The following is a 24,811-nucleotide window of genomic DNA, read 5'->3' on the forward strand; positions in this document are numbered from 1 at the left end:
GGAGACCGAACTGCCCGGCACCCCGGGGTCGCCTCACCGCGGCGGGGCGCTGATATCCCCCGCGTGCCGCAGATCGGCCTGGTACCGGCCCGGGGTCTGGCCGATGATTGCGGTGAAGGCCTCGATGAAGCTGGTGGGATTGGACCAGCCGCAGCGAACCGCGATCTCGGTGACCGAGTGGCCGTGCACGAGATGCACCAGCGCGTGCTGCACGCGCAGCAGCGTGCGCCACTGGTTGAAGCTCATGCCCAGCTCGGTACGGAACAGGCGGCTGAGGGTGCGCTCGCTCGCACCAACGGCTCGTCCCAGTTCCTCGAGCGTGGCCGACTCGGCCGGATCGGCGTGCAGCCGGTCGGTCACCGCGCGCAGTCGGTCGTCGACGGGTTCGGGCAAGTGCAGTGACTGCTCGGGTAGTTCGGTCAATTCGTCGACGATCACCCGCAGCAGCCGGTCCGCGGCCGTCGGCCGCAGCGTGCTGCCGCCGGTGAGCTTCAACACGGCCTCGCGCAGCAGCCCGGACACCGCGAACACGCTCGGCTGCGCGGGAAGCACGGCACACAATGCTTCGGGCACCTCGAGGATGCTGATCTCAGTGTCGCCGTAGGCGCGGTGATAGTGCTCGAAATGCGGTGGGGTCCAGGATATTCGGTTCGCCGGCGAGACCCAGGTGCCGCCAACGGTGGTGGTGGCAAGCACCCCGCTGGCCGCGTACAGCAGCTGACCCTGCTCATGCGAATGCGGTGCGATGCCCTCGCCGTGCACGAGCGCCCAGCGGCCCTGAATGTCGTCGTAGCCGAACCACGGGATCTGGCGGTGTTGAGGCACACCCCATAGTGACACCGATCTTGGCGGAAATCCGGAATCCGCTGTCCGGATGACGGTAGCAGGCAACACCCACCGCGGACGACATTGGTTAGGCACACCTGACCAAGGAGATCGAGATGTCGATTGCGGCAACCGGAACACGGACGAGACCACCGGAGACCGAAGTGAACGTGGGCCTGGTCCTGGCGCCACTGATGCTGGGCGCGTTGGCATATGGCGTCCTGGGATCGGTGGTCGTCCCGGCGCTCCCCCTGCTCCAGCGAGACCTGCACACCAGCGAGAACGGCATCACCTGGTTGCTGACCGCCTACTTCCTCGCCGCCGCCGCGGCGACCGCGGTGATCGGCCGACTCGGCGACATGTTCGGCAAGCGGCGGATGCTGCTGCTCGTCCTGGCCGTCATGGCCGCGGGCGGACTCGTCTGCGCCGTATCGAATTCGCTCGCCCCGGAAATCGCCGGACGTGCGATGCAAGGCCTCGCGGGCGGGTTGTTCCCGTTGGCGTTCGGCATCATTCGCGACGAGTTCCCGCACGAGCGCGTCGCGGCGGGCATCGGCGCGGTGACCGCGATGATCGGCGTCGGCGCGGTCGGGATCATCCTGCCCGGCCTGATCCTGCCGTACCTGAACTGGCACTGGCTGTTCTGGATTCCGATGGTCATCACGTTGATCGCCTTGGCCGGGACCTGGATGCTGGTGCGCGAGTCTCCGGTGCGCCCGGGCGGTCGGGTCAACTGGCTCAACGCGGCGTTGATGGTCGTCGGTGTCACGGCTGTGGTGCTGGGGATCAGCGAAGGGGGCCAATGGGGTTGGGTGACGGGCCGGACCCTCGGGGTAATCATCGGCGGTGTCGTGGTGTGCGGTGTTTGGATCGCCGCTGAGACGTTCGGCAGCAGGCCACTGATCAACATGAGTTTGATGCGGCTGCGCGGGGTGTGGACCACCAACGTCGTCGCCCTGCTGTTCGGCGCGGGCATGTACGGCGCCTTCGCCGTCTACCCGATCTTCGCCCAACTCCCGCCGGAGGCCGGATTCGGTTACCACGCAGGCATTCTGGCGTGCGGGCTGTACTGCCTGCCGATGTCGATCCCGACGATCATCGTCAGCCCGTATGCCGGGCGGCTGGCCGCCAGGATCAGGGCGACGACCGCCCTCACCCTCGGAACCCTGATCACCGCAGCGGGATTCGGCTACATGGCCGTGTGGAGCGCACACCCCTACGACATGATGATCAGCCTCGGACTCATGGGACTCGGCTTCGGCATCGCCTTCCCCACCCTCATGACCGTGATCGTGCATTCGGTTCCCGTCGTGAACGTCGCGGAGACGACCGGCATGAACACCGTCGTCCGCATGCTCGGCGGCGCGATCGGCACCCAGGTCACCGCGGCCATGATCGCGGGCCATCAGCGCGACGGACTACCCACCCAGGCGGGCTTCACCGGCTCTTATCTCACGCTGGCCGCGTTCATGGTCGTGGCCGCGCTCGCCGCCATCGCCGTAGGCATCCGTCGACGTGAATAGCGAATCAGGACTCAATCAGTATGCGAACAAGGAGGTTTCGGACATGACCGATGATCGAATCGCCGACCGTCTGGCAATCAGCGAGCTGATGTCGGGCTGGATCCATCGCGACCGGCAGCAGTGGGAGGAACTGGCCGGGCTGTTCCACGAGGACGCGACACTGACGATCCTGTGGTTCTCCGGCAGTGCCCGCGACTTCATCGACGGCTCCCGTCGCCTCAGCGGCGGCCCGTTACGCAACAAGCACTTCATCGGCTCCCCCGCCATCGAATTCGCGGGCGATCGCGCGTTCGTCGAGACCAACGCGATCCTGCTCGCCGACCACCTCGAGTCCGGTCTCGGCGCGACAATCCACAACCGCTTCCTCGATCGCGTGCGCCGCCACGACGGCGTCTGGCGCATCGCCCATCGCGACTCCGTTTACGACCTAGGCGGATTCACCTACCCCTACGGCGTCGACGGCGCGGAACACATCGGCGCCGAGGCCCTTCGTGGTCGCCATCCCCGCGAATACGCGGCACTGGCGTACCTGCTCGAACGCAGCGGAGTCCCGGTGACCGGCACGTACCCGACTCGCTTCAGCGACAAGGAGCGCACCATCCTCGAATCGGGCCGCGCCTGGCTGGACGGGGAGTGACCATGGGAAACCTCGACGGAAAGGTCGCGCTGGTCACCGGCGGCAGCCGGGGCATCGGGCGCGGCATCGCCGAAAGATTGGCCAGGGACGGCGCTTTGGTTGCGGTGCACTACGGCAGCAATGAGCCGGCGGCGCAGCAGACCGCAGCGGCCATCGCCGAGGCAGGCGGCCGGGCGTTCATCGTGGGTGCCGAGTTGGGCGTTCCCGGCGATGTGGAGACCCTAGCGGACGGTCTGGCTGCCGAACTGAATGCGCACGGGGAGTGGGGAATTGACATTCTGGTGCACAACGCGGGGCACTACGTCATGGAGCGTCCGATCGAGATTCTCGCCGCCGAGGAGTTCGACCGCATGATCGCCGTCAACCTCAAGGCACCGGTATTCCTCACCCAGCGGCTGCTGCCACGGCTGCGTGACGGCGGCCGGATCATCAACATCTCCTCCGTCGTCGCCCGTCTCGCCACGGTCCCCGGCATCGGCTACGCGCTCACCAAAGGCGCACTCGACGTGTTCAGTCATACCCTGGCCAAACACCTTGGGCCACAAGCAATCACCGTGAACTCCGTCGCGGTCGGCTACACCCACACCGACATGACGGCCGACGCGCTCGCCGACCCGGCGAACATGGCCCGCACCATCGGCCTCACCGCCCTCGGCCGGATCGGCCAAGTCCCCGACATCGCCGACGCAGTGGCGTTCCTGGCCGCCGAGGACGCCCGCTGGATCACCGGCGCCACAATCGATGTCACCGGCGGTGTCGGGTTATGAACGGCAGTTCAGCTCCCGGACCGGGCTCAGGTCGGTTCTGGTTCAAGGTCAGTCAGAAACTGGGTAGCGTGTTGCCATGTCAGGTCGGTGGCCAGGCGATCGAAGTCCGGCAGAGTGTCGTCGGTGTAGAAATGCCCGGCGCCGGAATAGGTGTGCACTGTCGCTGCGGCTCCGTGGCGGCGGGCGCGAGCCTGCCAGGCAGTCAGCTGCTCTGCGGGTGCAAACCTGTCGGATGCTGAGATGTGTAGCTGCACCGGCAGGCCTGCCCGTGTTTCGGACGGAATATCAGCAAGGCCGTGCAGGAGCAGGACGGCCGCGGTAGCGGGTCGCGAGGGAAGTAGGTCGTGAATCACGCCGCAGCCGATCATCGGCACGAAGCGCTGCGGTAGCGGCCTCGTGGCGCGAATGTTCCATCCAGATGGCGCGGTGGTTCAAGCGCGCGCAGTACCGAAGCTCCGCCTGGCAGTCGACCCGACCGAGTTGCGGCCCGTGAGTAGCTTCATCTCCAACGGACATTCCCGACTACCGGTCTTCCTCACCACCTGAAGCGCGGTTTGTCTGTAGTGATCAACGCCTCGGTTCACGCTGCCGGAAGGCACGTTGCCGTCCGCATAGAATGGTGGTGTCGCGTGTACGCGCCAGGTGGACGGCGTCGGCATGGAGGCACCACATTTCCGGAGGCAGACATGGAACGACTCTTCCTGCCCTGCTGATATCGGGCGCGCCGTTCGAAGCGCATGATCGCTACTGCCACAACACCTTTGAGGCCCTCGCGCATTCTTTACCATCCGCGACGGCCGCCTCCCGCCTGCTTCGCGAAAGAGATCTCCATGTCCACCGACCCCCGTCGCGCCCGCGCTCTAGGCCGCGAACTGATCGACACTCACCACTGGTTGCGTAGCGAACTACGCCGCGTCGCCCGCGCACTGGACGAATATCCGGGTGACGAGCCGATCGGCCCGCTCCGGGACCTGCGCGCGCACTGCCTTGCCTTCTGCCAGGCCCTCACCGACCACCACACCAGCGAGGACCGAACAGCGTTTCCCGTTCTGGCCCAACACTTCCCAGACCTGGCCCCGGTACTCACCGAACTCTCCGCCGACCACCATCTGGTCGCCGACATCCTGACCCGGATGACCACCGCACTCACCGAACTCAACACCGAGAATCTCGCGACAGTCCGCAACGAGATCGCCGGCCTATCAGCCATTCTGGAATCCCATTTCCAATGGGAGGAACGCCGAATCACGACCGCCCTCGACAAACTACCCGGCGCCGAGTACACCGCAGCAGAACTGTTCAGTCGCAGGCAATGACGTCCTGATAGACGCGCACGACCCATCAGGGATTCGGCAGGTGCCGCTGTCCGCCGGTATCACCATCACGCCGTGAGAACTCAACCTGCATTCGGCAGAAGCGGCTGTTCTGAGCGGCACGCCCTAGTGGATTTGGAGACACACCCTAGATAGCCGAGAGGCCGGAGCTCACCTCGGGGAGCAGCGGGTTGATCTGAACAAACCTGTAGCACAACGAGGTTGGCCTCGGAGCCGAGTCGTGGATCAGCCGTGCCAGCGCGTCAGGCTATGACCCGATCCCGTCGGGCCGATTTCGAGATGTGCGGCATATGGATCCTATATTCTTGAGCCGCAAATACTTTCAGGCTCTTGGGGGTATCGTGCGTTACCGGACTTTCGTCACCACGATCTTGGCTGCACTGCTTCTTCTGGTCGGCCCACCGCTCCCGGCGCAGGCTCAGCCCGGCTCAGGGCAATCCATGTGCACCCCGGGAACTCCGGACACCGCGCCGGCGACGACCAGCTTCTACGACCCGAATCGACCGTATCTCGGACCCGACCCGCTGCCGCGAACGCCGCCGGTAGGGCCGCTCCTGATCGGATATCAGCGGTTCGAGTCACTGTCCGCGGAAGACTTCGTAGCGAAATACCGCAACGGTTCCGGCTGGATCTACCCACCCGCCGACGGATTCCTGATGCTCGGCGGACACGCGATCCGCTATGCGCAGGCACTGTGGCCCGGCCAGCGAATCGACCGATTCGGGTTTCCTGGTGGACGGTTCCTGGCACCGGCCGGTGATCGGTTCGCCGCGCGAGCGCTGCCGCCCCAGAATCTGAACACCCCTCAGGGAACATCGCAGAGCAACTACCACCTCTACTGTGTACTGAAGCCGTTCATGGTCGACGCCGGGCCGATCGCTCCCTGGTTCGAACAGCCCGGCGGCGGCACGCAATTCATGCTGCAGGCCACCTATCTGCCCGACGCCGGATCGGCACTGAGTGTCACCTGGCTCCTACAGAACGGCTACCTCGTCGAAGAAAGGCCCGCCTGAATGGATCGCAAGCAACTCAGCGCAGCGTTGCTCGGGGCCGGACTGCCCCCGGAATCGTTCCAGATCCCAGGTATCCACTCCCACGACCAGCTCCCCACCGATTTCTGGTTCTTGCGACCAGGCTCAGGCGGCTGGGAGGTCGGCGCGTTCGAACGCGGCACATACGATGTGCGAGAACGGTTCAGGGCTGAGTCCGACGCCACCGCCTGGCTGTACCGAGCCCTCACCGGCCACTCACCGATGTGATCGAGCGGTGAACAAGGCGGGCTATGCGAGTGCGTCTGGCTGACACCGTGAGCGCAGCCGCAGCTGCGTCGCCGGTTCGATCAGCGCGGCCGGGGCATGAGCGTGCGTTCCAGAGGTGAATTCGGCAAACGTGTCACCGTCGGTGACCAGCGTCACGTCGGCATCGTCGTCAGGACTTCCATGATCTGGTCTCGGGTTGCTTGTTGTCCCGGCGCCGTGTCGTGACCGCTGGCGTGGGTTCCGTCCCGGCGGCACCGAAGAGTGCGTCCACTCCACGGCCCCAGGCGGGATACCTCTCTACTTTGCTCGCGTGGATTGCGGAGATCTTATGCAGCAGTTCGGGGTCGGGATCGTCGGACAACCGCACTGGCGACAGTTTGGCCAATCGCGGCAGGATGTACTCGTCACCCTCCAGATGTACCGGATCGTGCATGTATCGCTCGAGCGCGTCCAGGTCGGGGATCGCGGTCAGATAGGCATGGGTGAAACCGTCGTCGGGGTCCCCGAGATCCTGGCCGACAGTGGCGAACACCGTTGACTCGACCGACGCGGTACGGCGCATTGCGGCCAGGACTTCTGCCTTCTCTTCCTCGGTGACACCGGGTTTGAAGCTGAACCGCAGCAGATTGATGATCATCGTCCCTCCAAAAACTCCAACTGCACTAGCCAGTGCAATTTAGCGCACTAGCGGGTGCTGACGCTATGGTTGCTTCGTGCGCGCAGAGAAACCGGGCGGCCCGACCGGGCGGATCGACAAGCGGCAAGCGATCCTCGACGCCGCGTTCACGATCTTCGCCCGCGACGGGTACCACCTGGCCGGTGTCGACGCGATCGCGGTCGAGGCTCGGGTCGCCAAGCACACGATCTATAACCACTTCGGCGACAAGGAGAATCTGTTCCGCGAAGTGGTTGCCGCACTGTCCGACCAGGCCCTGATTCGAAACCTCGCCGCGGTCGAACTGCTCGGTGGCCGCGGCGATCTGGCCGCACTGCTGACCGAGACCGGGCTCAGACTCGCCGAGTGCTATTGCGATGAGCGGTCCGAAGCGTTGCGGCGCCTGCTGCAGGCGAACGTGTTGAACATGCCGGATCTGCTCGACATCGTCAGCGACAGGGCCACCGACCGAGTCAACGACGCCCTGGCGGCGCAGCTGGCAAGGCTTGCGTTGGCCGACAGGCTGACATTCGATGGTGATCCCGCGATCGCCGCCGAACAGTTCGGCGCCCTGCTCACGGGCCCGTTGGAGAATCGTTCCCGGTTGGGAACACGGAAGGTCTCCCGAGCCGAGTTGCGCCGAGTCACCGAGAACGCAGTGACGACCTTTCTGCGTGCCTTCGGCAACGATGCGCAGTGAGACAGGGCGCGCAGCGATCCCCTGGCCCGCAGTCGTCGATCAATTCATGAAGATCATCGACAACACGAAACGGCTTCAGCCGTAAAGTAATCCTGTCCATCCGACCCCGTCGTCACGGTCGGTTGCGCGGCAATCGACTGGTACACCTCCGGCGGACAGTAGGCCCCCGAACAGTCCGAGAAGTCGAACAAGGCGGGATTCTCCACCCACTTACCGAACACCCACAACCCGCCGGACAACACCAACAGCACCCCGAACACGATCACGTACTTTTTGAACCACACGCGCGCCATGCTAGCCCGATACCGCCTCCGCATGCCCCGTACATTGACGGACTGAACTCGGCATGTGCGTGCGTCACCGACGCTGAAATGATCTCTGCCCGTTGATCTTCCGTCGACCCGCGCTGGCCGCGCCGAACCGAGTGGGTAGCGGTCGACCGCCCGAACCCGCAGACATCATCCGGCGTTCGGCAGGCCCCGGATCGCCACGACCGGTTGGCCTTTCATCCCACGCGAACCAGGTCGATCAGCGCGACCATGGGCGCGCTTTCGACACACCGAGAGGAACGACGGAGCGGAGTCGATGCCAGGGTGGTAGCCAAGCATCGCCGGGCCACCATCCTCGACCAGCTTGGTTGCCGGATTGTTTGGTATCACGGAGGGCCAATGAGCGTTTGGGCCGCCCGCTTGCGGGCGGCCCAAAATGGGGTCAGCGACCGGTGATTGCGCTCGCGGCCGGTCGGGTGCGGCGCGGGTAGGGGTTGCGGGCGTGCGGATGACGAGGGTCAGGAGATCGGGGTGCGGCCGGATCGGCGGGCATGGCGGGTTGCATGATCGTGTCCCACCAAGGGCGCAGGGGGCTGGGTTCGGGCCAGTACACCACGGAGGAGCCGTCGGGATCGGTTGCGGCGGCGGGTATCCGGTGCGTGGCGGTGCGAGGACGCGGGCGGCCGGTGGCCTGGGTCGGGTGTGTGGAAGTCATGGCGATTACCGGGGGTTGGGCTGTGCTGGTGAGGAGCTGTGCTGCGGTCGCGGCTGTGCTGCGGCGGGCGGTGGCAGGGTTGGCCACCGCCGGTGTCCGACTCACGCGGCGCGCGCACGGCAGCGGGAACGATGCGGCCGATCAGGTGGGGTTCGTGGGAGCGGTCGACCGGTGCCCGGCGCGGGTAGGGGCAGGACGCTGGTGGTGCGCGTGTAGGGCACGACGCGGGTGGCTTCGGAGCCGCGCGGGGTGTCGGCGGCGGTGAACGTCACCGGTTGCCCGGCAGTGAGCGTTTTGAATCCGGGGACGTCGATCACCTGGTAATCGACGAACACCGCGGGACCGGTATCGGGTGTCAGGAAGCCGAAGCCCTTCTCGGTGTTGAACCAGGCGACGTGGCCGTGCTGCCAGCGCGGCAGCGGCTGCGCGTCATGGGTGTGAGGTTCGCATCGCGAGGTGGCGAGGATTGGGCTGTCAGTCGGCATTGTGGTGGTCGTAGTCGTCGTCATCGCAGTCCAGTGGGGTGATCCAGGCTTGGTCGATACGGTCGGTGAGTGCGGCGTACTCGAGCGCGCCGCGCACGGTTTCCGGCGGCGGTGCCAGCGTGGTCGGATCCAGTCCGGCCTGGCCGTCGTTGTCGCGGAGGAGAACGTTCTGTTCGGCGCGGTCGAAGTCACTGCCTGCCGCAGCAAAGGGTGCGGTACTGCTCATTAGCTCTCTCCTCCTCTTGTGTCGATCGTGGTCGATGAAGTGAAGGGCCGGGTGAGCCCGGAAAACCCCAGCTGACCGGGCTCACCCGTAGACGGAAGGAATCTGAACAGGACTTCTCTGTGATGTGTTCGCGCGCGGGCCGACGAATCCGTGCCTGTCAACCGGATGCCACTCGCGGTGGCTGTGCACGTGCCGGACCGAGAGTGTTCGGTGCGGCGCTTGGTGCCGGTGTGCGGGTCCGGGCAATCGGCCGCCGGCCCTTGATCGCGAGAACAGCTGTGTAGGAGAACGTTTCGTATGGTCTGTGTTGTTTGTCGATGTGTTTGACGGGCATCACCTCGCTCTCACTGGTCGTCGAATACCAAGTCGAGCCCGGCTCGGATGTGCGGTGGGCGGGCCGCGTCCTCGACCCTGCTCGGGGCCGGGCCGGTGGCCGTGGTGACACATGATCGGCCACCTGCGGCCAGGCCGTGGCCGAGGTGTGCGGGGTTCACGTCGCGGCGGGCAGTCCCAGCGGTTGCGGGCCCGGCACAGGATGTCGTCGATCTCGGCGAACAATCCCTCGAGATCAGGATCCAAGCTCAGCAGCCGGGGATCCAGCCACGACAACTCCTCGGCAGTCTCGCTCGGCGCGGGACCGGTCGCGCCATTCGTCATGAGGATCATCACAGGGCCTTCCCGTGATGGCGCCGGGCTCAGGCGTTGATGGCCTGATGGTTGCTGTTGTGGTGGATGATCTCGATCTTGCGGGGTTTGGCCTTCTCCGCGACCGGGATCACCAAGCGCAGCACCCCGTCGCGGTAGTCCGCGCGGATGGCGTCGGTGTCGAGGTTCTCCCCCAGGAACAGCTGGCGGGAGAACACCCCGCGGGTACGTTCCGCGGCGATCATCGACCGGTCCGGGTCCAGTTGTGCGCGTGACGCCTTGACGGTCACCACGTTGCGTTCGATATCCAAGTCCAGGGATTCAGGGTCGATGCCGGGCAGGTCGAGTTCGACGTAGAACTCATCGCTCTCGCGCCAGGCGTCCATCGGCATGGCTGCCGGACGGGCCGACGTGCCGAACACCTGCTGGGTCAGGCGATCCAGATCCCGGAACGGATCGGTGCGCATCAGCATGGTCGCCACCTCCACTCACTCCAATCTCTTTCGACGGCACTCAGATAACCTCTGTCATCTGGCTGAGATTTGTTTTAGCACTCTACTGAGAAGAGTGCAAGTGTCGTGGTTAGGTAATCTGGAAGTATCGAGAAGAAGGAGCAGGATGCTGGATCGAAACGACCCCATGCCCGGCCCCACCAGTGATCACCGGCCGGGCCACGGGCAAGCGGTGTACGGGATCTCGGTAGCCGCCGAGCTGGCCGGGATGGGGGCCCATTCGCTGCGCTTGTACGAGCAGCACGGCCTGGTTACGCCAGCCCGCAGCGCGGGAGGTACCCGCCGCTACAGCAACGACGACCTCACCCGGTTAGCGCGTATCTCCGCGCTGGCCGGCCAAGGGATCAACCTCGCCGCGATCGCGCGGATCCTTGACCTCGAAGACACCAACACCGCCCTCGCGGACGCCAACACCGCACTACGCCACTCCAACGCCGCGCTCACCGCCGAACGCGACCGGCTCCGCGACACACCATGACCACCACATCCGAGCGGATCGGCCCTGGGATGCCTGACATCGCCCGTTGACCTGGCCACCCTGCGCCAGCTCGAACACATCCAGCGCCAGATCACACTCGCCCGCACCGAGACCGTCACCACCGACATGTGCGCCGAGATCATCACGCTGGCCCATCGCGCCCCTTGCCCAAGGATCAGGAACTCGTGCACCCGCACGCTCTTCCCAGGTCACGTCCGCGGGGATCGGAACAACGTGTCACGCACCCGTAGCGGTCGACAGCCGGTCAGTCCGAGTGCAGCGAGTTCGGCGTCGAGGTAGACCAGCACACTGGAGCTCGTGGTCACGAGCAGATCCCCACAGGCGCTCAAATGGGCGAAGTCGATCGTGCCTTCGGCCGAAACACACAGGCCGACAACGGATCCCGTCAGAAGGCATGCCGGGATGACGAAGATGGGTGCTGGAGACTGCGAACACCCAAGACATGAGAGCTACGGCACCCGGAGCTGACAACGAGGTGCGCGAGAACGTCCAGCATGCCCGTCAACGATTACCGCGCACCGACTTTCGCGCCAGTACTGCCGTGTACAGCGCCACCGGCGACCCGAGCCATCCACAACGAGTGCCAGCGCCGGTGTCCACGGTGCATGACTGTGACGGAACCAGTGCGCTCGGCCTCCGACCTTTTGACTGTCGCGACACGTATTCTCACCCCGTGCCGACTGGCGGTAGCAAACAGGTTCGCGCCGCGCGCAAGCGCAAGAAGCGGATGGCGCGTGTCACCCACGACCTCACCGATGCGCAATGGGACGCGCTCAAGGCGTCCTGGGGTGGGTGTGCTTACTGCGGCTCCCCCGGCACCTCGCTGCAGAAGGACTGCGTGCAGGCCCTCTCGCGCGGCGGCCGCTACACGCTCGGCAACGTCGTGCCCGCATGCGGGTCGTGCAACGCCAGCAAATGCAACATCGAGGTGACTAGTTGGCTGCGGCGCAAGAAGCTCGACGAACGCTTGTTCCTCGTGCGCCACTACGAGATCTCGACCGAGCTCACGACACGATTCGCCTAGAGAACACACGTTATTCGGGCCCCCTAACGCCCACCCGTTCCAACTGAAGTCAGCGTGGACGAGCACCGCCTTATGGTCTGAAGTGCGCCACACCTCAACCGGTTAGCCGTCCGGCATGTTGCAACGCCGCGTGGCTGGCCGTCACCGAGATACGTTGCTGGACAGCCGATCAGGAGGCACTGAGGTAACTGGCCTCTCGGCCGATTCCGCCAACAATGCCCACTGATCAACCGTCCAGTCGCGGTCGCCCCACGCTCATCGACATTCAGTGATGCCGCAAACCACCTGAGGTGAGCTCGCAGACCCGATTCATGGCCACGCTAGAGTCGGTCGTGCACGGAGACTTACGTCGGATTCGGGGTATGAGGTGGCGCTCACCAGCCAACAACAGGAAGAACTACTCGACGAGATCGAGCGGGCGTTGCGCGGTGGACTGCCCGAGGGGGCACGCGGGGTGTTCACCTGGTCTTCGGTGGGCGACGGAGGCTCTCAGGCCGGGTTCGCGGTCGTCGATGGCGGAGGAAAGCCCATCGCGCATCGCCATCCCGAGGGGCTGGCCGACCTGTGCTGGCAGTTGAAGAAGGGCATGAACCGGCCCGAGGTCGGGACATGGTTCACCGTGCGGTGCGAGGTCGACGAAAGCGGTTCGTTCCGTGCTGATTTCGACTACGACGAAGAGCCCTCGCTCAGAGCGATACCGGAGCATTACGCCAAGGAGATGGAGTGGTTTCCCCGTGACGCTGCGCATACTCCCGACTGGCTGAGTGCGGTCCTCGAGCGAGTTCCCAACGTGTACATGGGAATCGTCGCCGAACCAGGCGACCAGTACGAGGACGAGATCGGCCCGCATCTGGGTGAGGTTGCCACCGCGTTTCGCCGGGCCGGTTGGGAAGTCCGTCGCGGCCACCTCGGCGAACTCGACCTCAGCGTCGAATGGGGAACCCTCGAAACACTGTCCAGCTACGGACACATCCGCTTCGCAGGAAAGATCGATCCCGACCGCTGGACCGTTCTCGTCGACCTGATGTCACAACACGGTTGGAACTCCGGCGGTGAGCTCTACGAAGGCGGCACAGTCACGGCCGAATTCCACCGACCCGACGAGGGCGACGCACCATCGGCTCGGTGACCAGAATATCGATTGTCTTGGGTACCTTCAGGATTCGTCGATTGCCGCGCGGCGGAGCTGGTCGATCTTGCGAAGAATCTCCGTTCGATGCTTGGCCGACTTGATCCACCGCGGCAGTCGTTCGACCGCGGTATGCCCGATCCCGCCGTCCTCCCACGGCGCGTGCTCGCGCAGCGATGCGTGAACATAGCGCCTGATCAAGTATGCGACACACCGGGCTGCCCCCGGCAGCACCCAAAGCGGCCCGATTGCGTTGTGTCCGCCCTACTGCCCCAATGTCTTCGATCCACTGCGGGGGATACTGAAGTCTGGATCTCTCGCCGAGTTAGGACTCGAACTGTCCTATCCCTGCGACACACTCGAATCATGAGCCACAGCGAATCGACTGCCGGACAGCAGGAACGGGCCGACATCACCGACTACAACGATCCGAACGCGCCGTGGAACCAGGCTTGGGACCAGGAGGGCGGTATTGCCAACTGGAACGATGACGTGATCAAGGAGTTCAGGGAGAACTCGGGCAAGGTGGGCGGCGCTTACGCGGGCGGGGACCTCATCCTGCTCACCACCACCGGAGCCAAGAGCGGCAAGCGGCACACGACTCCCCTTGGACCCCTGTACCGGGACAACACCATGTACGTGAGCTCGTTCATCGATGACAAGTACCCGGCCTGGTGGTACAACATCAAGGCGAATCCGCAGGTCACCATCGAACTCCAGGACAAGAGCTACCAGGCGACCGGGAAGACGCTCGAAGGCGCGGACTACGACGAGTTCGCGGCCTGGGTGCTGGCCAACAACCCACTGCTGGCGGACTTCCAGTCCAAGATCGACCGGCCCATCCCGCTGGTCGTGCTTACCCTCCACGGCGAGGGCTGACCCTCCCCTCGGCCCGGCGCGCCGACAACGGTGCGCACGGGGCCGCACAGCGGCACCAGAATGCCGCCGAGGTGGGAGCGACTACACCGAATCGGTCAGTGTGGTGGTGGGCGTGGACAATTGGCTCGACGCGAGGTTGCCTCGGTGCCTACGGTTTTTGCATGTCCTCTGTGCCGGGATCGAGTGCTCTCGAGTTGATACGTCTGCGCCCGCTGCGGGAATCGGATGAGCGGGTGGTGCGCGCTGCCCATCAGGAGATGGCCGCCGACGACGGGTTCGGGTTCGCGTTGGGATTGACGCCGACTATGACTTGGGCACAGTACCTTTCGGCACTCGAGGACTACCGACGCGGCATCAACCTGCCCCCGGGGATCGTCGCTGCCGAATTTCTGGTCGCCACAGTCGAAGACCGCGTGGTCGGGCGCGCCTCGATCAGGCACACCCTCAACGAGTCGCTGCGGCGCCGTGGCGGTCACATCGGATACGCCGTCTTAGCTCAGCACCGAGGTCGCGGCTACGGGACGGCCATTCTGCGGCAGAGCATCACTGTCGCCCGTGCAATCGGTATCGAACGGATCTTGATCACCTGCGACGACACCAACGTCGGATCGCGGCGGATCATCGAATCTTGCGGCGGCGTACTGGAATCGGTGGAACCGTGGACTGACGGCACGCCGATCCGGCGGTACTGGATCGACTGACCATCGGGAGTTGACATCCGCGTGCTGCGGCCAGTAGCCGGTGGGTAGGCCCAACGGGCGCGGCAGGTCTGGCCGACCAGCGACACACCTTGCGCCGACGGCGCACGGGCACACAGCCGGAACGGACTGCCGCTTTCAAGCACCGTCCCGGAGTTGGTACGACGTGCGGGACACTTCGAATCCGTTGCCACTGCCGTCATCTCGCGCGCAGAACACGGCCGGTGCCGCTGCGGTGCCGGTGACAGCGCAGCGGAACACGCCGATTTGTTGGGAGTGTCCCACCTGCCAACGCACGGCGTTGGGTCCGCCGAGCGCTCCTGTACATCGCCAGCTCGCGGTGGCGGGTCCCGATCGCGCGAGCGTGAGTGCGACACGGGGGCCGGGGCACGTGGACGGCTTCTCGCCGGGCGCCGGGTAGGTGGGTTCGATGGGAAAGCACTGCACCGCGGTGATTCCTATGCGGCACACCACATCCGCAGGTGAACCCATACCCGGGTAGTCGCCGACGAAGACGACGAGATCTTCCGCCTGTGCGGTGCCTGCGGCTCCCACGACGGTCGCGACTGCGGCGGTGGCCGACACCAGAAGCCGGCCGATGATCGAATTCTTCATGCGGTCACGGTAGGAAGCGGCCGTCTCAAACCGATTTCAAGCCGATTTCACGGCTCCGGCGGTCAGTCGCGGAGGCGGGAGAGCACGCGGTCGAGGGCGCGGCGGACGGTGTCGGGCACACCGTCATGGCGGAGGTCGGTGAGAAGTTGGAGGTTGATTCCGCCTGGAGTCATGTGTTTTTCGGTGAGGGTGGGCAGGGAGTCGGTCGGCTGCAGGAGTGATTGGCCGAGTTGGCCGAAGATGTGGGTGGTGTAGGTGGTGGCGGCGCTGTGGTCGACGCCGTGATCGGTGAGCCAGGTCGCGATGGTGGTGAGATAGTCGAGGTGCGCGGCGAAGGTGGAGGTCGCCGCACTGAACGCGTCGAGGGCGGGTTCTTCGGAGGGGACGAGCACATCGCCTACCCGAGTGAACAATTCGCGGGCTGTCGCGTTCTCCGGGTACATCGCGGTCAGGCTGCGCGCGCGAGACGCCGAGGGCAGCGGGATGGATCGGACGACCTCGCGGGCGGGCGCGGACCAGGCACGCAGCCGGTCCAACGGTATCCCCGCCATCGCGCTCATCACCACATGCTGAGGTCGAAAGCTCAACTCCGTCAGCACTGCTCGCGCGATCGGCGGGCGGACGGCCACGACAATCGAGGTGGCACACTCGAGCACCTCTTGGTTGCTGCCGCAGACATGGACGCCAGGGAACCGGTCGGCCAGCTCCTGCGCCACTTGCTGATTGCGTGGCGAGAGGAAAACCGTGGGCGGCGCACCGACGTGCAGACCCTCCACGATGGCGGTCGTGATCGCACCGACACCGATGAATCCGTAGGTGGCGGACGCTGATCGGGGCGGTACCCCGGACTTGGCCGGTTGCTGCATGGTTCGCCTTTCTCTTCGGACTGGTGCCCACGAGTGCCGGTCAGGACCGCGCCCGCACGTCGGCAATCATGGTTGGCGAGGCCCTCCCCCGACGGGCGCACCGGAGCGTCATCGCCCCATGACCCGGACACGACCAACTGCCAAGCGCCCGTATGCATTCCGGCCACAGCGGTGGCGCAGGAGCAAGCCGAGACCCTACCAGCCACCGGGGAACGCCGATTGCGCTCCCTGGTGCGGTGATCGAGCATGGACCCGTGATCAACACACGACGACTGATCGGCGACGACTGGCAGCTGCACCGTGACGTCCAGCTGGCCGGGTTGCTCGATGCGCCGTATGCAGCACTGGTGACGCACGCCGAGGCAGCGCAGCGTTCCGAGGCGGACTGGCGACGCAGGCTGGCGGAGGCGGTGCAGTTCATGGCCTTCCTCGACGACGTTCCGGTCGGCATGGGCGGTGGCTCCCTCCCCAGGGGGTCGAATGTGCCGACGCTCGATTCGATGTGGGTGGCGCCGGAGGCCCGCGGGAAGGGTGTCGGCGACGCGCTCGTGCTTGCCGTCCTCGACTGGGCCCGCAGCGAGCATTTCGACCGCATCGCCCTCTGGGTGCTGGATGGCAATGACGCCGCCGAGCGGCTGTACCGTCGCCACGGCTTCGCCCGCACCGGCCAGAAGGAGGCGATGCCGCGCGACGCCACACTGGTCGAGGTCGAGATGATGCGCACGCTGGACTGACCGGCGCGCCAGGGCGGTAACGGCCGCAAACAACCAGATCCTTTGTGCCCCAGCACAAGCACCACCCCGCCTCTGACCATCCACGTCCGGATCAGTTCTCCGAACGCGGCATGTGATCGGGCCTACATCGCAAGCCGGCCCCGAATAGTGGTGCGGCTCACTGCCTCAGCCCGAAAACACAGCGGGGGCCTCAGCTCGTCACTGAGGCCCCGCTGTCGTGCCGACCGATGTCCGAGTGGTTTCCTCTGGGCCCCGGCCTCGATACATGAGGCTCTCACACTTGTGCGCATTCGGCTCACCGAGCGAACACGGTGACGGCGAGGTCACGCGCCCGTGCATCTGTACGCGCGGTACGACGGTGTCGAACGTCGGCAATCGAACCGTCAAAGATGCTCGCAGATAACGAAATAGCAACATCGTTCACCTGTTGTGCCCGAACTGTTCTGAAGATCGACACCGACACCACGCACAGAACACACCGCGCAGCAACACCACCGCTCGTTACTGTCCTGCGTCACTCGGCTAGCCTGGCCCGATGTTCTTGGCCCAGATCGTCGCCGCACGTGTCCCGAGTCGGATGCTGTCCGTGTTCGTACGGAACGCGGAACTGTTGAAATTCCTGACCGTCGGAGCGATCGCGTTCGTGACGACGCTGGTGCTGTTCTTCGGGTTGAAATGGACGGTGTTGGACGGGAAGCCGGTGACCGCGAACGTGGTCGCGGTGCTGATCGCGACCGTCGTGTCCTATGTGCTGAACCGGGAGTGGGCGTTCACCGCACGCGGCGGCCGTGAGCGGCGTCACGAAGCGGCGCTGTTCTTTCTGGTGGCCGGCATCGGCATGGTGATCAACCAGCTGCCGCTTGCTGTGTCGAGCTACCTGTTCCAGCTGCGCACCCCGCACGTTTCGGTGCTGGTGGAGAACATCGCCGACTTCGTCAGCGCGACCATCATCGGCACGCTGCTCGCCACCGTCTTCCGCTGGTGGGCGATGCGCAAGTTCGTGTTCCCGCAACCCGCCCAGCCCGACATGGCTGACCACCAGGTTTCCGAGACCCGGGCGTAGTCGTGCAGACCATCCCGGCCGGGAAGGTGACGCTGTCGGATCGGCGGATGCAGCGCAGCTGGCAGGTCGAGGTCGCCGCCTTCCAGCTCGCCGCGCATCAGGTCACCCAGGAGCACTACGCGCAGGTCACCGGGCTGCGGCCGAGTCGAACGCACGGCGACCGGCTACCCGTCGAGAGCGTCTCCTGGTGGGACGCGCTGCGGTTCTGCAATGCGTTGTCGGTGCGTGAGGGCCTGACGCCGGTGTATCGCCTCGACGACGAGAACGCCGCGTGGGACGCCGCGGCGGACGGCTATCGACTACCGACCGAAGCCGAATGGGAACACGCCTGCCGCGCGGGCAGCACCGGCCCTCGCTACGGCGAGCTCAACGAAATCGCCTGGTATCGCGCTAATTCCGCCGAACGCATGCACGAGGTCGGCGGCAAACGCCCGAACGCGTTCGGCCTCTACGACATGCTCGGCAACGCGTGGGACTGGTGCTGGGACATCTACGATGCCCAGGTCTACGGCAGCTATCGGGTGCTGCGTGGCGGCGGCTGGTTCGATGAACATTGGAGCTGCCGCGCTTCGGTCCGCCGCCGCAGTCACCCGACCTTGCAGCTGGAGGACGTCGGTTTCCGCGTCGCCCGTTCCCTGACGCCTTGAGCCGAGTCGGTATCCCCGCAATCGTCTCTGCGCTGCCCGAGGTGAATGTCCATCCTGTACTGGACGTTCCGCATGGATTGGAAACGGTTGCGATTCCCTTTGTCCTCGCGCACCTGATCGCGACCGCGCACCCACATCGCTGATCGGACATTCCCGACAGATTTTCTCGTCCGCCGCACGAAATCGACGGCGCCCCACATACTGTGCGGGACAAGCATGGCTATCACCCAGACAACATGCCGTGCCGCCGGATCCCGGTGGCGCATCTACCCGAAGCGAGCGCATTCATGGTCATCATCGCTGTGCACGACGCTTTCCTCGCGCAACTCGGCAACCCGACGCCGGAGGCTCCGCCCGTCTCGGACAAGATTCTGCAGATGGTCCGCTACCTCACCTGGCTGGTGCTGCTGTCCGGTGTCTGCGGAATCACCTACGCCGGTGGCCGCTTCGCCTGGGAGAAGTGGCAGGGCGGCCCGCTCGACTCGCCGAAGATGATCGCCGGAGCCATGATCGGCGGCGTCGTCGCCACCAGCGCGGGGACCATCATGAACGCCGTCGTCGGCTGACCGCGCCGATCGCGGAAGGAAGCTTTCCGCGATCACTGGGATGATCGAGGAATGTTGGAGACCTCGGCACGGCTGCTGCGCTTGCTGTCATTGCTGCAGTTGCCACGCGACTGGACCGGGCCCGCGCTCGCGGAACGACTCGAGGTGTCGACCAGAACCGTCCGCACCGACATCGAACGGCTGCGGACCCTCGGCTACCCGGTGCACGCCACCCCCGGCGTCGCGGGCGGATACCGGCTCGGCGCAGGCTCCGCGCTGCCACCGCTGCTGCTCGACGACGACGAGGCCGTCGCGGTCGCGGTCGGCCTGGCCACCGCGGCCAACGGCGCGGTCACCGGAATCGAGGAGACCTCGGTGCGGGCACTGGTGAAGCTGCAGCAGGTGCTGCCCGCCCGGCTTCGCCACCGAGTCGAGGCGCTCACCTCCGCGACCATGCACCTGCCCGGCATCGGCAGGCCGACCGTCGACGCCTCGACACTGACGACGATCGCCGGTGCGATCCGCGTCAGCGAGCGGCTGCGCTTCGACTACGAAACCCACTCCGGCACTGCGTCGCGGCGCGACGTGGAGCCGCATCGGCTGGTGCACTGGCGCGGCCACTGGTATCTGGTCGCGTGGGATCCCGCCCGCGACGACTGGCGGACCTTCCGCGTCGACCGGATCACGCCGAAAACGCCGAACGGACCACGGTTTACCCACCGGGAGGTGCCGGAGGCCGACATCGCCGAGCGGGTGCAGGGCGGAGTCGGCTCCGCGACCTGGCGTTACCGGGCGCAGGTACGAATGGCCGCGCCCGCGAGCGAGATTCGCGCGAAGATGCCTGCCGCCGTGACCGTCGAGCCGGACGGGCCGGAACACTGTGTGGTTCAAGTGGGTTCGGATTCGCCGCAGTTGCTCACGCTGTATCTCGGTCTGGCCGATGTCGATTTCGAGGTGCTCGACAACCCCGAACTCGCGGCCGAGTTGCTAGCGACCGCCGAGCGATTCCGCAGAGCGGCGGGGCGCGAATGAGTTCCCACGTTCGTCACGAATGAAACATCGATGCACCGGAATTCGACGCAAAGAGAAACCCGGCCGCTCGGGACAACCACCCCGAGTGCGGCCGGGCTACTACTACTATTGCGATGCCCTATTAGGGCTGGTTCGCGCCTGCGATACCGCCGATGATCCCGCCGATGACGCAGCCGAAGATCGCGCCGACAATGATGAAGAGCAGTCCGATCAAGAACCCGATGGCGCAGCCGATCAACACGCCGGCGACGGTGGTACCTGCGTCACCGATGAACTGCGGCGCACCGGGCTCCGGGACGGCAGCACCGACCGGCTTCAGCGTCAAACTCGTTGCTGCGGCATTCACCTCGGGAGCGACCTGCACCTGCTGACCCGAGACGGACTGCACCGTGGTCGGCACGGTGGCAACCACCGATCCGTCCGGCGCCACCACAGAAATGCCCTGATCAGGCGTCAGCACGAACTTGCCGGACGCCAGCGTGACGGTCGCGCTCGAGTGATCGGGTGCGACCGATGCCGTGTAAGCGACGCCCTGGTCGACCCCGTTGAACGAGGCCTCGGCCACCTCTGCCTGACCCTGTGCGGTCGCAGCGGCGATCCCTGTTGCGGCAATAGTAAGCGCTGCTGCCGCTACCAATTTCCTGATACCCATAAGGCTTTCCAATCCATCTAGCCCAATCGATTGGCGTTTCCCTGAAAAACGGCCACTAACACCATCGATCATGCGCCCTTGACATGCGATGTGTCGAGAGCAACCAGCAGTTTGAATTACCTTGCAAGATCATATTTTTCGAATTCCCCCAAGAATTGGGGGGTTGCCATTCCCGCTATTCCAATTCCCCTTCGGTCTCCAGATAGACCTGCCGCAACCGATCCAGCGTCGCCTGCTCCGGATGCTCCCACAGCTCCCGCTCGGCGGCCTCCAGCAGCCGCTCGGCAATGCCGTGCAAGGCCCACGGGTTGGACTGCTCCATGAACTTGCGGTTCACGTCATCGAAAACGTAGCTCTCCGCGAGCTTCTCGTACATCCAGTCGGCGACCACGTTGGTGGTGGCGTCGTAGCCGAACAGGTAGTCGACGGTGGCGGCCATCTCGAACGCGCCCTTGTAGCCGTGCCTGCGCATCGCCTCCAGCCAGCGCGGGTTCACCACGCGGGCACGGAAGACCCGGGAGGTCTCCTCGGACAGCGTGCGGGTCCGCACCGCGTCGGGGCGGGTGCTGTCACCGATGTAGGCCTCCGGGTTCTTGCCGGTCAGCGCCCGCACCGTGGCGACCATGCCGCCGTGGAACTGGAAGTAGTCGTCGGAGTCGGCGATATCGTGTTCGCGGGTGTCGGTGTTCTTGGCGGCCACCGCGATTCGACGGTAGGCGGTGCGCATGTCGTCGGCGGCGGGGGCGCCGTCGAGGTCGCGACCGTAGGCGTAGCCGCCCCAGGTCGTATAGACCTGCGCGAGATCGTCGTCGGTGCGCCAGCTCTTCGAATCGATCAGCTGGAGCAGGCCCGCGCCATAGGTGCCCGGTTTGGAACCGAAGATCCGGGTGGTCGCGCGGCGGGCATCACCGTGCTCGGCGAGATCGGCGTCGGCATGCGCGCGAACGTAGTTCGACTCGGCGGGCTCGTCCAGCTCGGCGACCAGCCGCACCGCGTCGTCGAGCAGCGCGAGCACATGCGGGAACGCGTCGCGGAAGAAGCCGCTGATGCGGACCGTCACATCGATACGCGGCCTGGCCAATTCGTCGAGCGAGATCACCTCGAGAGTGGTCACCCGACGGCTTGCCTCGTCCCACACCGGTCGAACACCGAGCAGCGCAAAGACTTCGGCGATGTCGTCACCGGAGGTGCGCATCGCCGAGGTGCCCCACACCGACAGGCCGACCGAGCGCGGGTACTCGCCGTGGTCGGCCAGGTAGCGGGCCAGCAGCGAATCCGCCATCGCCTGACCGGTTTCCCACGCCAGCCGGGACGGGACGGCTTTCGGGTCGACGGAGTAGAAGTTGCGGCCGGTCGGCAGGACGTTGATCAGGCCGCGCAGCGGGGAACCGCTGGGGCCTGCGGGGATGAAGCCGCCGTTGAGCGCGTGCAGGACCCGGTCGACCTCGACGCCGGTCTGGCGGAGGCGGGGGACGACCTCGGTGGCGGCGAAGCGGAGGACCGAACGGACTGCGGGGAAACGGGAGTCGGTGTCGGCTCCGGCTCCGGCTCCGGCTCCGGCTCCGGCTCCGGCTCCGGCGAGAGTATCCGCGAACTCGTCAACCAGTCGATCGACCGCGTCGGCGGACCACTCGGCGGCCTGCAGCGCGGCGACCAGACCACGGGCCTGGTGCTCCACCGTGTCCACCCGCTCACGGGCTTCGGTGCCGGACTCGTCCAGCCCCAACGCTTCCCGCAGACCGGGCACATTCCGCTCGCCACCCCACAGCTGACGGGCACGCAGCATGGCGAGCACCAGGTCGACCTCGTTCTCCCCCGCCGGCGCCTGGCCGAGGATGTGCAGGCCGTCGCGGATCTGCACGTCCTTGATCTCGCACAGCCAGCCGTCGACGTGCAGCAGCATGTCGTCGAAGACGTCCTCCTCCGGGCGCTCGGCGAGGCCGAGGTCGTGGTCCATCTTCGCCGCGCGCATCAACGTCCAGATCTGCTGGCGGATGGCGGGCAGCTTCGCCGGGTCGAGGGTGGAGATGTTCGCGTGCTCGTCGAGCAGTTGCTCCAAACGGGAGATGTCGCCGTAGCTTTCGGCGCGCGCCATCGGCGGGATCAGATGGTCGACCAGGGTCGCGTGTGCGCGGCGCTTCGCTTGCGTACCTTCGCCCGGGTCGTTGACCAGGAACGGGTAGATGAGCGGCAGATCGCCGAGGGCGGCGTCGGTGCCGCACGAGGCGGACATGCCGAGAGTCTTGCCGGGCAGCCACTCCAGGTTGCCGTGCTTGCCGAGGTGCACCATCGCGTCGGCACCGAAACCCGCTGGGGCACTGTGCTCGTCGGTTGAATGCTCCGAGAGCCATCGGTAGGCCGCCAGGTAATGGTGGCTCGGCGGCAGATCAGGGTCGTGGTAGATGGCGACCGGGTTCTCACCGAATCCGCGTGGCGGCTGCACCATCAGCACGACATTGCCGAAACGCAGTGCCGCGATGACGATCTCGCCATTCGGGTCGGCGGAACGGTCGACATAGAGTTCACCGGGCGGCGGGCCCCACGCCTCGACAATCGCTTCCCGCAGATCGTCGGGCAACGTCTCGAACCAGCTCGTGTAGGTGGCGGCGCTGATCCGAATCGGGTTGCCCTCCAACTGTTCCGCGGTCAGCCAGTCCGGATCCTGGCCACCTGCCGCGATCAGCGCATGGATGAGCTTGTCGCCGTCTTGCTCGTCGAGGCCGGGAATCTCCCCCGGTGCGCCGAGATCGTAACCAGCGCTGCGCATTTCGGTGAGCAGGCGGATGGCGCTGGCCGGGGTGTCCAGGCCGACCGCGTTGCCGATGCGCGCATGCTTGGTCGGGTACGCGGACAGCATGAGCGCGATCCGCTTGCGCTCGTTGGGGATGTGCCGCAGGCGCGCATAACGCACCGCGATGCCCGCGACCCTGGCCGCGCGCTCAGCGTCGGGCACGTACGTCGACAGCCCGTCGGCGTCGAACTCCTTGAACGAGAACGGGACCGTGATGATTCGCCCGTCGAACTCCGGCACCGCGACCTGCGTGGCGACATCCAACGGGGACAGGCCGTCGTCGTTGGCCGCCCACTGTTCGCGACCGCTGGTCAGGCAGAGGCCTTGCAGGATAGGCACATCCAGGTCGGCGAGGGCGCCGACATCCCACGCCTCGTCCTCCCCGCCCGCCGAAGCCGTGGCAGGCTTGGTGCCGCCCGCGGCAAGCACGGTCACCACCAGTGCGTCCGCCTGCCGCAGCGTCGCGAGCAACTCGGGCTCAGCGGTACGCAGCGACGCACAGTACAACGGCAACGGGCGCGCTCCCGCTGCCTCGATCGCCTGACAAAGCCCCTCGATGTAGCCGGTGTTCCCGGCGAGATGCTGCGCGCGGTAATAGATCACCGCAACGGTCGGCACGGCAGGCGCATCGATCTCGGCGGAAACCCGTTCCAGCGCACCCCAACTCGGCAGCTGCACCGGCGGCTCGAAGCCGTGCCCCGTGAGCAGCACCGTGTCCGACAGGAAGTTGTGCAGCTGCCGCAGGTTCTCCGCCCCGCCCGCCGCCAAATAGTTGTGCGCATCGGCAGCGACACCGCCGGGCACCGTCGAGCATTCCATCAGCTCGGCGTCCGGCGCGATCTCGCCGCCGAGCGCGACGAGCGGCACGCCGCTGGCGCGCACCGCGTCGAGACCGTCCTCCCACGCGCGCTTGCCGCCGAGGATGCGCACGATCACCAAATCGGCGTCGTCGAGCAGTGCGGGCAGATCATCGACGAGCAGCCGAGCGGGATTGCCCCACCGATACTCCGCGCCACTGGCGCGCGCACTCAAAAGATCAGTGTCGGACGTGGACAGCAGCACAATCACAGGTGACGGCCTTCCTC

29 protein-coding genes are annotated in these 24,811 nt (G+C 65.9%); 17 read left to right on the top strand and 12 right to left on the bottom strand.

Features of this window, described 5'->3' with window-relative positions:
- Positions 1-33: 33 nt before the first annotated feature.
- Complete coding sequence (locus ACGFNJ_RS34925) at positions 34-825, bottom strand: helix-turn-helix domain-containing protein (RefSeq protein WP_393458335.1); 792 nt, start codon at positions 823-825, stop codon at positions 34-36.
- A gap of 116 nt (positions 826-941) precedes the next feature.
- Between ACGFNJ_RS34925 and ACGFNJ_RS34930 the strand changes: the two genes are divergently transcribed.
- From ACGFNJ_RS34930 to ACGFNJ_RS34940, 3 genes are read left to right on the top strand one after another with little or no spacing between them, the layout of a single operon-like run.
- Positions 942-2,348: an MFS transporter gene (locus ACGFNJ_RS34930; RefSeq protein ID WP_393458338.1), complete on the top strand. Its 1,407-nt coding sequence runs from the start codon at positions 942-944 to the stop codon at positions 2,346-2,348.
- 43 nt (positions 2,349-2,391) lie between these two features.
- A complete protein-coding gene (locus ACGFNJ_RS34935) occupies positions 2,392-2,985 on the top strand; it encodes a nuclear transport factor 2 family protein (RefSeq protein ID WP_393458341.1) in 594 nt (197 codons plus the stop codon).
- Between the two features lie 2 nt (positions 2,986-2,987).
- Positions 2,988-3,752 (top strand): SDR family oxidoreductase, encoded by a 765-nt coding sequence (locus tag ACGFNJ_RS34940; RefSeq protein ID WP_393458344.1) that lies wholly within the window; start codon positions 2,988-2,990, stop codon positions 3,750-3,752.
- Positions 3,753-3,778: 26 nt separating this feature from the next.
- On the opposite strand, the gene ACGFNJ_RS34945 is transcribed toward ACGFNJ_RS34940, so the two are convergent.
- Positions 3,779-4,120 (bottom strand): dienelactone hydrolase family protein, encoded by a 342-nt coding sequence (locus ACGFNJ_RS34945; protein WP_393458493.1) that lies wholly within the window; start codon positions 4,118-4,120, stop codon positions 3,779-3,781.
- A 462-nt stretch (positions 4,121-4,582) separates the two neighbouring features.
- Between ACGFNJ_RS34945 and ACGFNJ_RS34950 the strand changes: the two genes are divergently transcribed.
- From ACGFNJ_RS34950 to ACGFNJ_RS34960, 3 genes are all read left to right on the top strand, one after another.
- Positions 4,583-5,068: a hemerythrin domain-containing protein gene (locus tag ACGFNJ_RS34950; RefSeq protein ID WP_393458347.1), complete on the top strand. Its 486-nt coding sequence runs from the start codon at positions 4,583-4,585 to the stop codon at positions 5,066-5,068.
- A gap of 359 nt (positions 5,069-5,427) precedes the next feature.
- Positions 5,428-6,099: a TNT domain-containing protein gene (locus ACGFNJ_RS34955; protein ID WP_393458350.1), complete on the top strand. Its 672-nt coding sequence runs from the start codon at positions 5,428-5,430 to the stop codon at positions 6,097-6,099.
- Positions 6,100-6,345, top strand: coding sequence for a hypothetical protein (locus ACGFNJ_RS34960; RefSeq protein WP_393458353.1), 246 nt, complete (start codon positions 6,100-6,102; stop codon positions 6,343-6,345).
- A 169-nt stretch (positions 6,346-6,514) separates the two neighbouring features.
- On the opposite strand, the gene ACGFNJ_RS34965 is transcribed toward ACGFNJ_RS34960, so the two are convergent.
- Positions 6,515-6,982 carry a Dabb family protein gene (locus tag ACGFNJ_RS34965; protein WP_393458356.1) on the bottom strand — a complete coding sequence of 156 codons (468 nt, stop codon included), beginning with the start codon at positions 6,980-6,982 and terminating at the stop codon, positions 6,515-6,517.
- A 76-nt stretch (positions 6,983-7,058) separates the two neighbouring features.
- On the opposite strand from ACGFNJ_RS34965, the gene ACGFNJ_RS34970 reads away from it, so the two are divergent.
- On the top strand, positions 7,059-7,700 hold the full coding sequence (locus ACGFNJ_RS34970; protein ID WP_393458359.1) for a TetR/AcrR family transcriptional regulator: 642 nt from the start codon (positions 7,059-7,061) through the stop codon (positions 7,698-7,700).
- Positions 7,701-7,753: 53 nt separating this feature from the next.
- On the opposite strand, the gene ACGFNJ_RS34975 is transcribed toward ACGFNJ_RS34970, so the two are convergent.
- The 5 genes from ACGFNJ_RS34975 to ACGFNJ_RS34995 form a co-directional block, all read right to left on the bottom strand.
- Complete coding sequence (locus ACGFNJ_RS34975; RefSeq protein WP_393458362.1) at positions 7,754-7,993, bottom strand: hypothetical protein; 240 nt, start codon at positions 7,991-7,993, stop codon at positions 7,754-7,756.
- A gap of 418 nt (positions 7,994-8,411) precedes the next feature.
- The gene (locus ACGFNJ_RS34980; RefSeq protein WP_393458365.1) at positions 8,412-8,684 is read right to left on the bottom strand and encodes a hypothetical protein; all 273 of its coding nucleotides are present in this window, start codon (positions 8,682-8,684) and stop codon (positions 8,412-8,414) included.
- A gap of 101 nt (positions 8,685-8,785) precedes the next feature.
- On the bottom strand, positions 8,786-9,169 hold the full coding sequence (locus ACGFNJ_RS34985; protein ID WP_393458368.1) for a cold-shock protein: 384 nt from the start codon (positions 9,167-9,169) through the stop codon (positions 8,786-8,788).
- Positions 9,159-9,395 carry a hypothetical protein gene (locus ACGFNJ_RS34990; protein WP_393458371.1) on the bottom strand — a complete coding sequence of 79 codons (237 nt, stop codon included), beginning with the start codon at positions 9,393-9,395 and terminating at the stop codon, positions 9,159-9,161. Before ACGFNJ_RS34990 ends, ACGFNJ_RS34985 begins: the two co-directional genes overlap by 11 nt.
- A 695-nt stretch (positions 9,396-10,090) precedes the next feature.
- Positions 10,091-10,528 (bottom strand): Hsp20/alpha crystallin family protein, encoded by a 438-nt coding sequence (locus ACGFNJ_RS34995; RefSeq protein WP_393458374.1) that lies wholly within the window; start codon positions 10,526-10,528, stop codon positions 10,091-10,093.
- 130 nt (positions 10,529-10,658) lie between these two features.
- Between ACGFNJ_RS34995 and ACGFNJ_RS35000 the strand changes: the two genes are divergently transcribed.
- The 5 genes from ACGFNJ_RS35000 to ACGFNJ_RS35020 all read left to right on the top strand — a co-directional run bounded on the left by ACGFNJ_RS35000 (position 10,659) and on the right by ACGFNJ_RS35020 (position 14,784).
- Positions 10,659-11,030 (top strand): MerR family transcriptional regulator, encoded by a 372-nt coding sequence (locus ACGFNJ_RS35000; RefSeq protein ID WP_393458377.1) that lies wholly within the window; start codon positions 10,659-10,661, stop codon positions 11,028-11,030.
- Between the two features lie 748 nt (positions 11,031-11,778).
- Entirely contained in the window at positions 11,779-12,075 is a 297-nt protein-coding gene (locus ACGFNJ_RS35005; RefSeq protein WP_393458496.1) for an HNH endonuclease, read from the top strand.
- 367 nt (positions 12,076-12,442) lie between these two features.
- Positions 12,443-13,204, top strand: a complete 762-nt coding sequence (locus ACGFNJ_RS35010) for a hypothetical protein (RefSeq protein ID WP_393458380.1) — start codon at positions 12,443-12,445, stop codon at positions 13,202-13,204.
- Positions 13,205-13,570: 366 nt separating this feature from the next.
- Complete coding sequence (locus tag ACGFNJ_RS35015; protein WP_393458383.1) at positions 13,571-14,083, top strand: nitroreductase/quinone reductase family protein; 513 nt, start codon at positions 13,571-13,573, stop codon at positions 14,081-14,083.
- Positions 14,084-14,244: 161 nt separating this feature from the next.
- A complete protein-coding gene (locus tag ACGFNJ_RS35020; protein WP_393458386.1) occupies positions 14,245-14,784 on the top strand; it encodes a GNAT family N-acetyltransferase in 540 nt (179 codons plus the stop codon).
- A 135-nt stretch (positions 14,785-14,919) separates the two neighbouring features.
- Here ACGFNJ_RS35020 and ACGFNJ_RS35025 read toward each other — a convergent pair whose 3' ends face one another.
- Both ACGFNJ_RS35025 and ACGFNJ_RS35030 read right to left on the bottom strand, forming a co-directional pair.
- A complete protein-coding gene (locus ACGFNJ_RS35025; RefSeq protein WP_393458389.1) occupies positions 14,920-15,396 on the bottom strand; it encodes a hypothetical protein in 477 nt (158 codons plus the stop codon).
- A gap of 62 nt (positions 15,397-15,458) precedes the next feature.
- Entirely contained in the window at positions 15,459-16,262 is an 804-nt protein-coding gene (locus tag ACGFNJ_RS35030) for an NAD(P)-binding domain-containing protein (protein ID WP_393458392.1), read from the bottom strand.
- A 254-nt stretch (positions 16,263-16,516) separates the two neighbouring features.
- On the opposite strand from ACGFNJ_RS35030, the gene ACGFNJ_RS35035 reads away from it, so the two are divergent.
- The 5 genes from ACGFNJ_RS35035 to ACGFNJ_RS35055 all read left to right on the top strand — a co-directional run bounded on the left by ACGFNJ_RS35035 (position 16,517) and on the right by ACGFNJ_RS35055 (position 20,283).
- Complete coding sequence (locus ACGFNJ_RS35035; RefSeq protein ID WP_393458395.1) at positions 16,517-16,996, top strand: GNAT family N-acetyltransferase; 480 nt, start codon at positions 16,517-16,519, stop codon at positions 16,994-16,996.
- 577 nt (positions 16,997-17,573) lie between these two features.
- Complete coding sequence (locus ACGFNJ_RS35040) at positions 17,574-18,059, top strand: GtrA family protein (protein WP_393458498.1); 486 nt, start codon at positions 17,574-17,576, stop codon at positions 18,057-18,059.
- Between the two features lie 2 nt (positions 18,060-18,061).
- Positions 18,062-18,706 carry a formylglycine-generating enzyme family protein gene (locus ACGFNJ_RS35045; protein WP_393458398.1) on the top strand — a complete coding sequence of 215 codons (645 nt, stop codon included), beginning with the start codon at positions 18,062-18,064 and terminating at the stop codon, positions 18,704-18,706.
- Positions 18,707-18,993: 287 nt separating this feature from the next.
- Positions 18,994-19,272: a hypothetical protein gene (locus ACGFNJ_RS35050; protein WP_069162571.1), complete on the top strand. Its 279-nt coding sequence runs from the start codon at positions 18,994-18,996 to the stop codon at positions 19,270-19,272.
- Positions 19,273-19,323: 51 nt separating this feature from the next.
- Entirely contained in the window at positions 19,324-20,283 is a 960-nt protein-coding gene (locus ACGFNJ_RS35055; RefSeq protein ID WP_393458401.1) for a helix-turn-helix transcriptional regulator, read from the top strand.
- Between the two features lie 121 nt (positions 20,284-20,404).
- Here ACGFNJ_RS35055 and ACGFNJ_RS35060 read toward each other — a convergent pair whose 3' ends face one another.
- Together ACGFNJ_RS35060 and cobN are read right to left on the bottom strand one after the other, a co-directional pair.
- Positions 20,405-21,007 carry a hypothetical protein gene (locus ACGFNJ_RS35060; protein ID WP_393458404.1) on the bottom strand — a complete coding sequence of 201 codons (603 nt, stop codon included), beginning with the start codon at positions 21,005-21,007 and terminating at the stop codon, positions 20,405-20,407.
- A 103-nt stretch (positions 21,008-21,110) separates the two neighbouring features.
- A complete protein-coding gene (gene cobN, locus ACGFNJ_RS35065; RefSeq protein WP_393458407.1) occupies positions 21,111-24,794 on the bottom strand; it encodes a cobaltochelatase subunit CobN in 3,684 nt (1,227 codons plus the stop codon).
- Positions 24,795-24,811: the final 17 nt, after the last annotated feature.

The organism is Nocardia sp. NPDC049149 (genome assembly GCF_043197455.1).
Taxonomy (GTDB): domain Bacteria; phylum Actinomycetota; class Actinomycetes; order Mycobacteriales; family Mycobacteriaceae; genus Nocardia.

What these genes read in the sequence shown, in the direction of transcription:
- ACGFNJ_RS34930 (WP_393458338.1), top strand. Translation starts at nt 942, where the DNA reads ATGTCGATTGCGGCAACCGGAACACGGACGAGACCACCGGAGACCGAA.
- ACGFNJ_RS34935 (WP_393458341.1), top strand. Translation starts at nt 2,392, where the DNA reads ATGACCGATGATCGAATCGCCGACCGTCTGGCAATCAGCGAGCTGATG.
- ACGFNJ_RS34940 (WP_393458344.1), top strand. Translation starts at nt 2,988, where the DNA reads ATGGGAAACCTCGACGGAAAGGTCGCGCTGGTCACCGGCGGCAGCCGG.
- ACGFNJ_RS34945 (WP_393458493.1), bottom strand. Translation starts at nt 4,120, where the DNA reads ATGATCGGCTGCGGCGTGATTCACGACCTACTTCCCTCGCGACCCGCT.
- ACGFNJ_RS34950 (WP_393458347.1), top strand. Translation starts at nt 4,583, where the DNA reads ATGTCCACCGACCCCCGTCGCGCCCGCGCTCTAGGCCGCGAACTGATC.
- ACGFNJ_RS34960 (WP_393458353.1), top strand. Translation starts at nt 6,100, where the DNA reads ATGGATCGCAAGCAACTCAGCGCAGCGTTGCTCGGGGCCGGACTGCCC.
- ACGFNJ_RS34965 (WP_393458356.1), bottom strand. Translation starts at nt 6,982, where the DNA reads ATGATCATCAATCTGCTGCGGTTCAGCTTCAAACCCGGTGTCACCGAG.
- ACGFNJ_RS34975 (WP_393458362.1), bottom strand. Translation starts at nt 7,993, where the DNA reads ATGGCGCGCGTGTGGTTCAAAAAGTACGTGATCGTGTTCGGGGTGCTG.
- ACGFNJ_RS34980 (WP_393458365.1), bottom strand. Translation starts at nt 8,684, where the DNA reads ATGACTTCCACACACCCGACCCAGGCCACCGGCCGCCCGCGTCCTCGC.
- ACGFNJ_RS34985 (WP_393458368.1), bottom strand. Translation starts at nt 9,169, where the DNA reads ATGCCGACTGACAGCCCAATCCTCGCCACCTCGCGATGCGAACCTCAC.
- ACGFNJ_RS34990 (WP_393458371.1), bottom strand. Translation starts at nt 9,395, where the DNA reads ATGAGCAGTACCGCACCCTTTGCTGCGGCAGGCAGTGACTTCGACCGC.
- ACGFNJ_RS35000 (WP_393458377.1), top strand. Translation starts at nt 10,659, where the DNA reads ATGCTGGATCGAAACGACCCCATGCCCGGCCCCACCAGTGATCACCGG.
- ACGFNJ_RS35005 (WP_393458496.1), top strand. Translation starts at nt 11,779, where the DNA reads ATGGCGCGTGTCACCCACGACCTCACCGATGCGCAATGGGACGCGCTC.
- ACGFNJ_RS35015 (WP_393458383.1), top strand. Translation starts at nt 13,571, where the DNA reads ATGAGCCACAGCGAATCGACTGCCGGACAGCAGGAACGGGCCGACATC.
- ACGFNJ_RS35020 (WP_393458386.1), top strand. Translation starts at nt 14,245, where the DNA reads ATGTCCTCTGTGCCGGGATCGAGTGCTCTCGAGTTGATACGTCTGCGC.
- ACGFNJ_RS35025 (WP_393458389.1), bottom strand. Translation starts at nt 15,396, where the DNA reads ATGAAGAATTCGATCATCGGCCGGCTTCTGGTGTCGGCCACCGCCGCA.
- ACGFNJ_RS35030 (WP_393458392.1), bottom strand. Translation starts at nt 16,262, where the DNA reads ATGCAGCAACCGGCCAAGTCCGGGGTACCGCCCCGATCAGCGTCCGCC.
- ACGFNJ_RS35040 (WP_393458498.1), top strand. Translation starts at nt 17,574, where the DNA reads ATGCTGTCCGTGTTCGTACGGAACGCGGAACTGTTGAAATTCCTGACC.
- ACGFNJ_RS35050 (WP_069162571.1), top strand. Translation starts at nt 18,994, where the DNA reads ATGGTCATCATCGCTGTGCACGACGCTTTCCTCGCGCAACTCGGCAAC.
- ACGFNJ_RS35055 (WP_393458401.1), top strand. Translation starts at nt 19,324, where the DNA reads ATGTTGGAGACCTCGGCACGGCTGCTGCGCTTGCTGTCATTGCTGCAG.
- ACGFNJ_RS35060 (WP_393458404.1), bottom strand. Translation starts at nt 21,007, where the DNA reads ATGATCGATGGTGTTAGTGGCCGTTTTTCAGGGAAACGCCAATCGATT.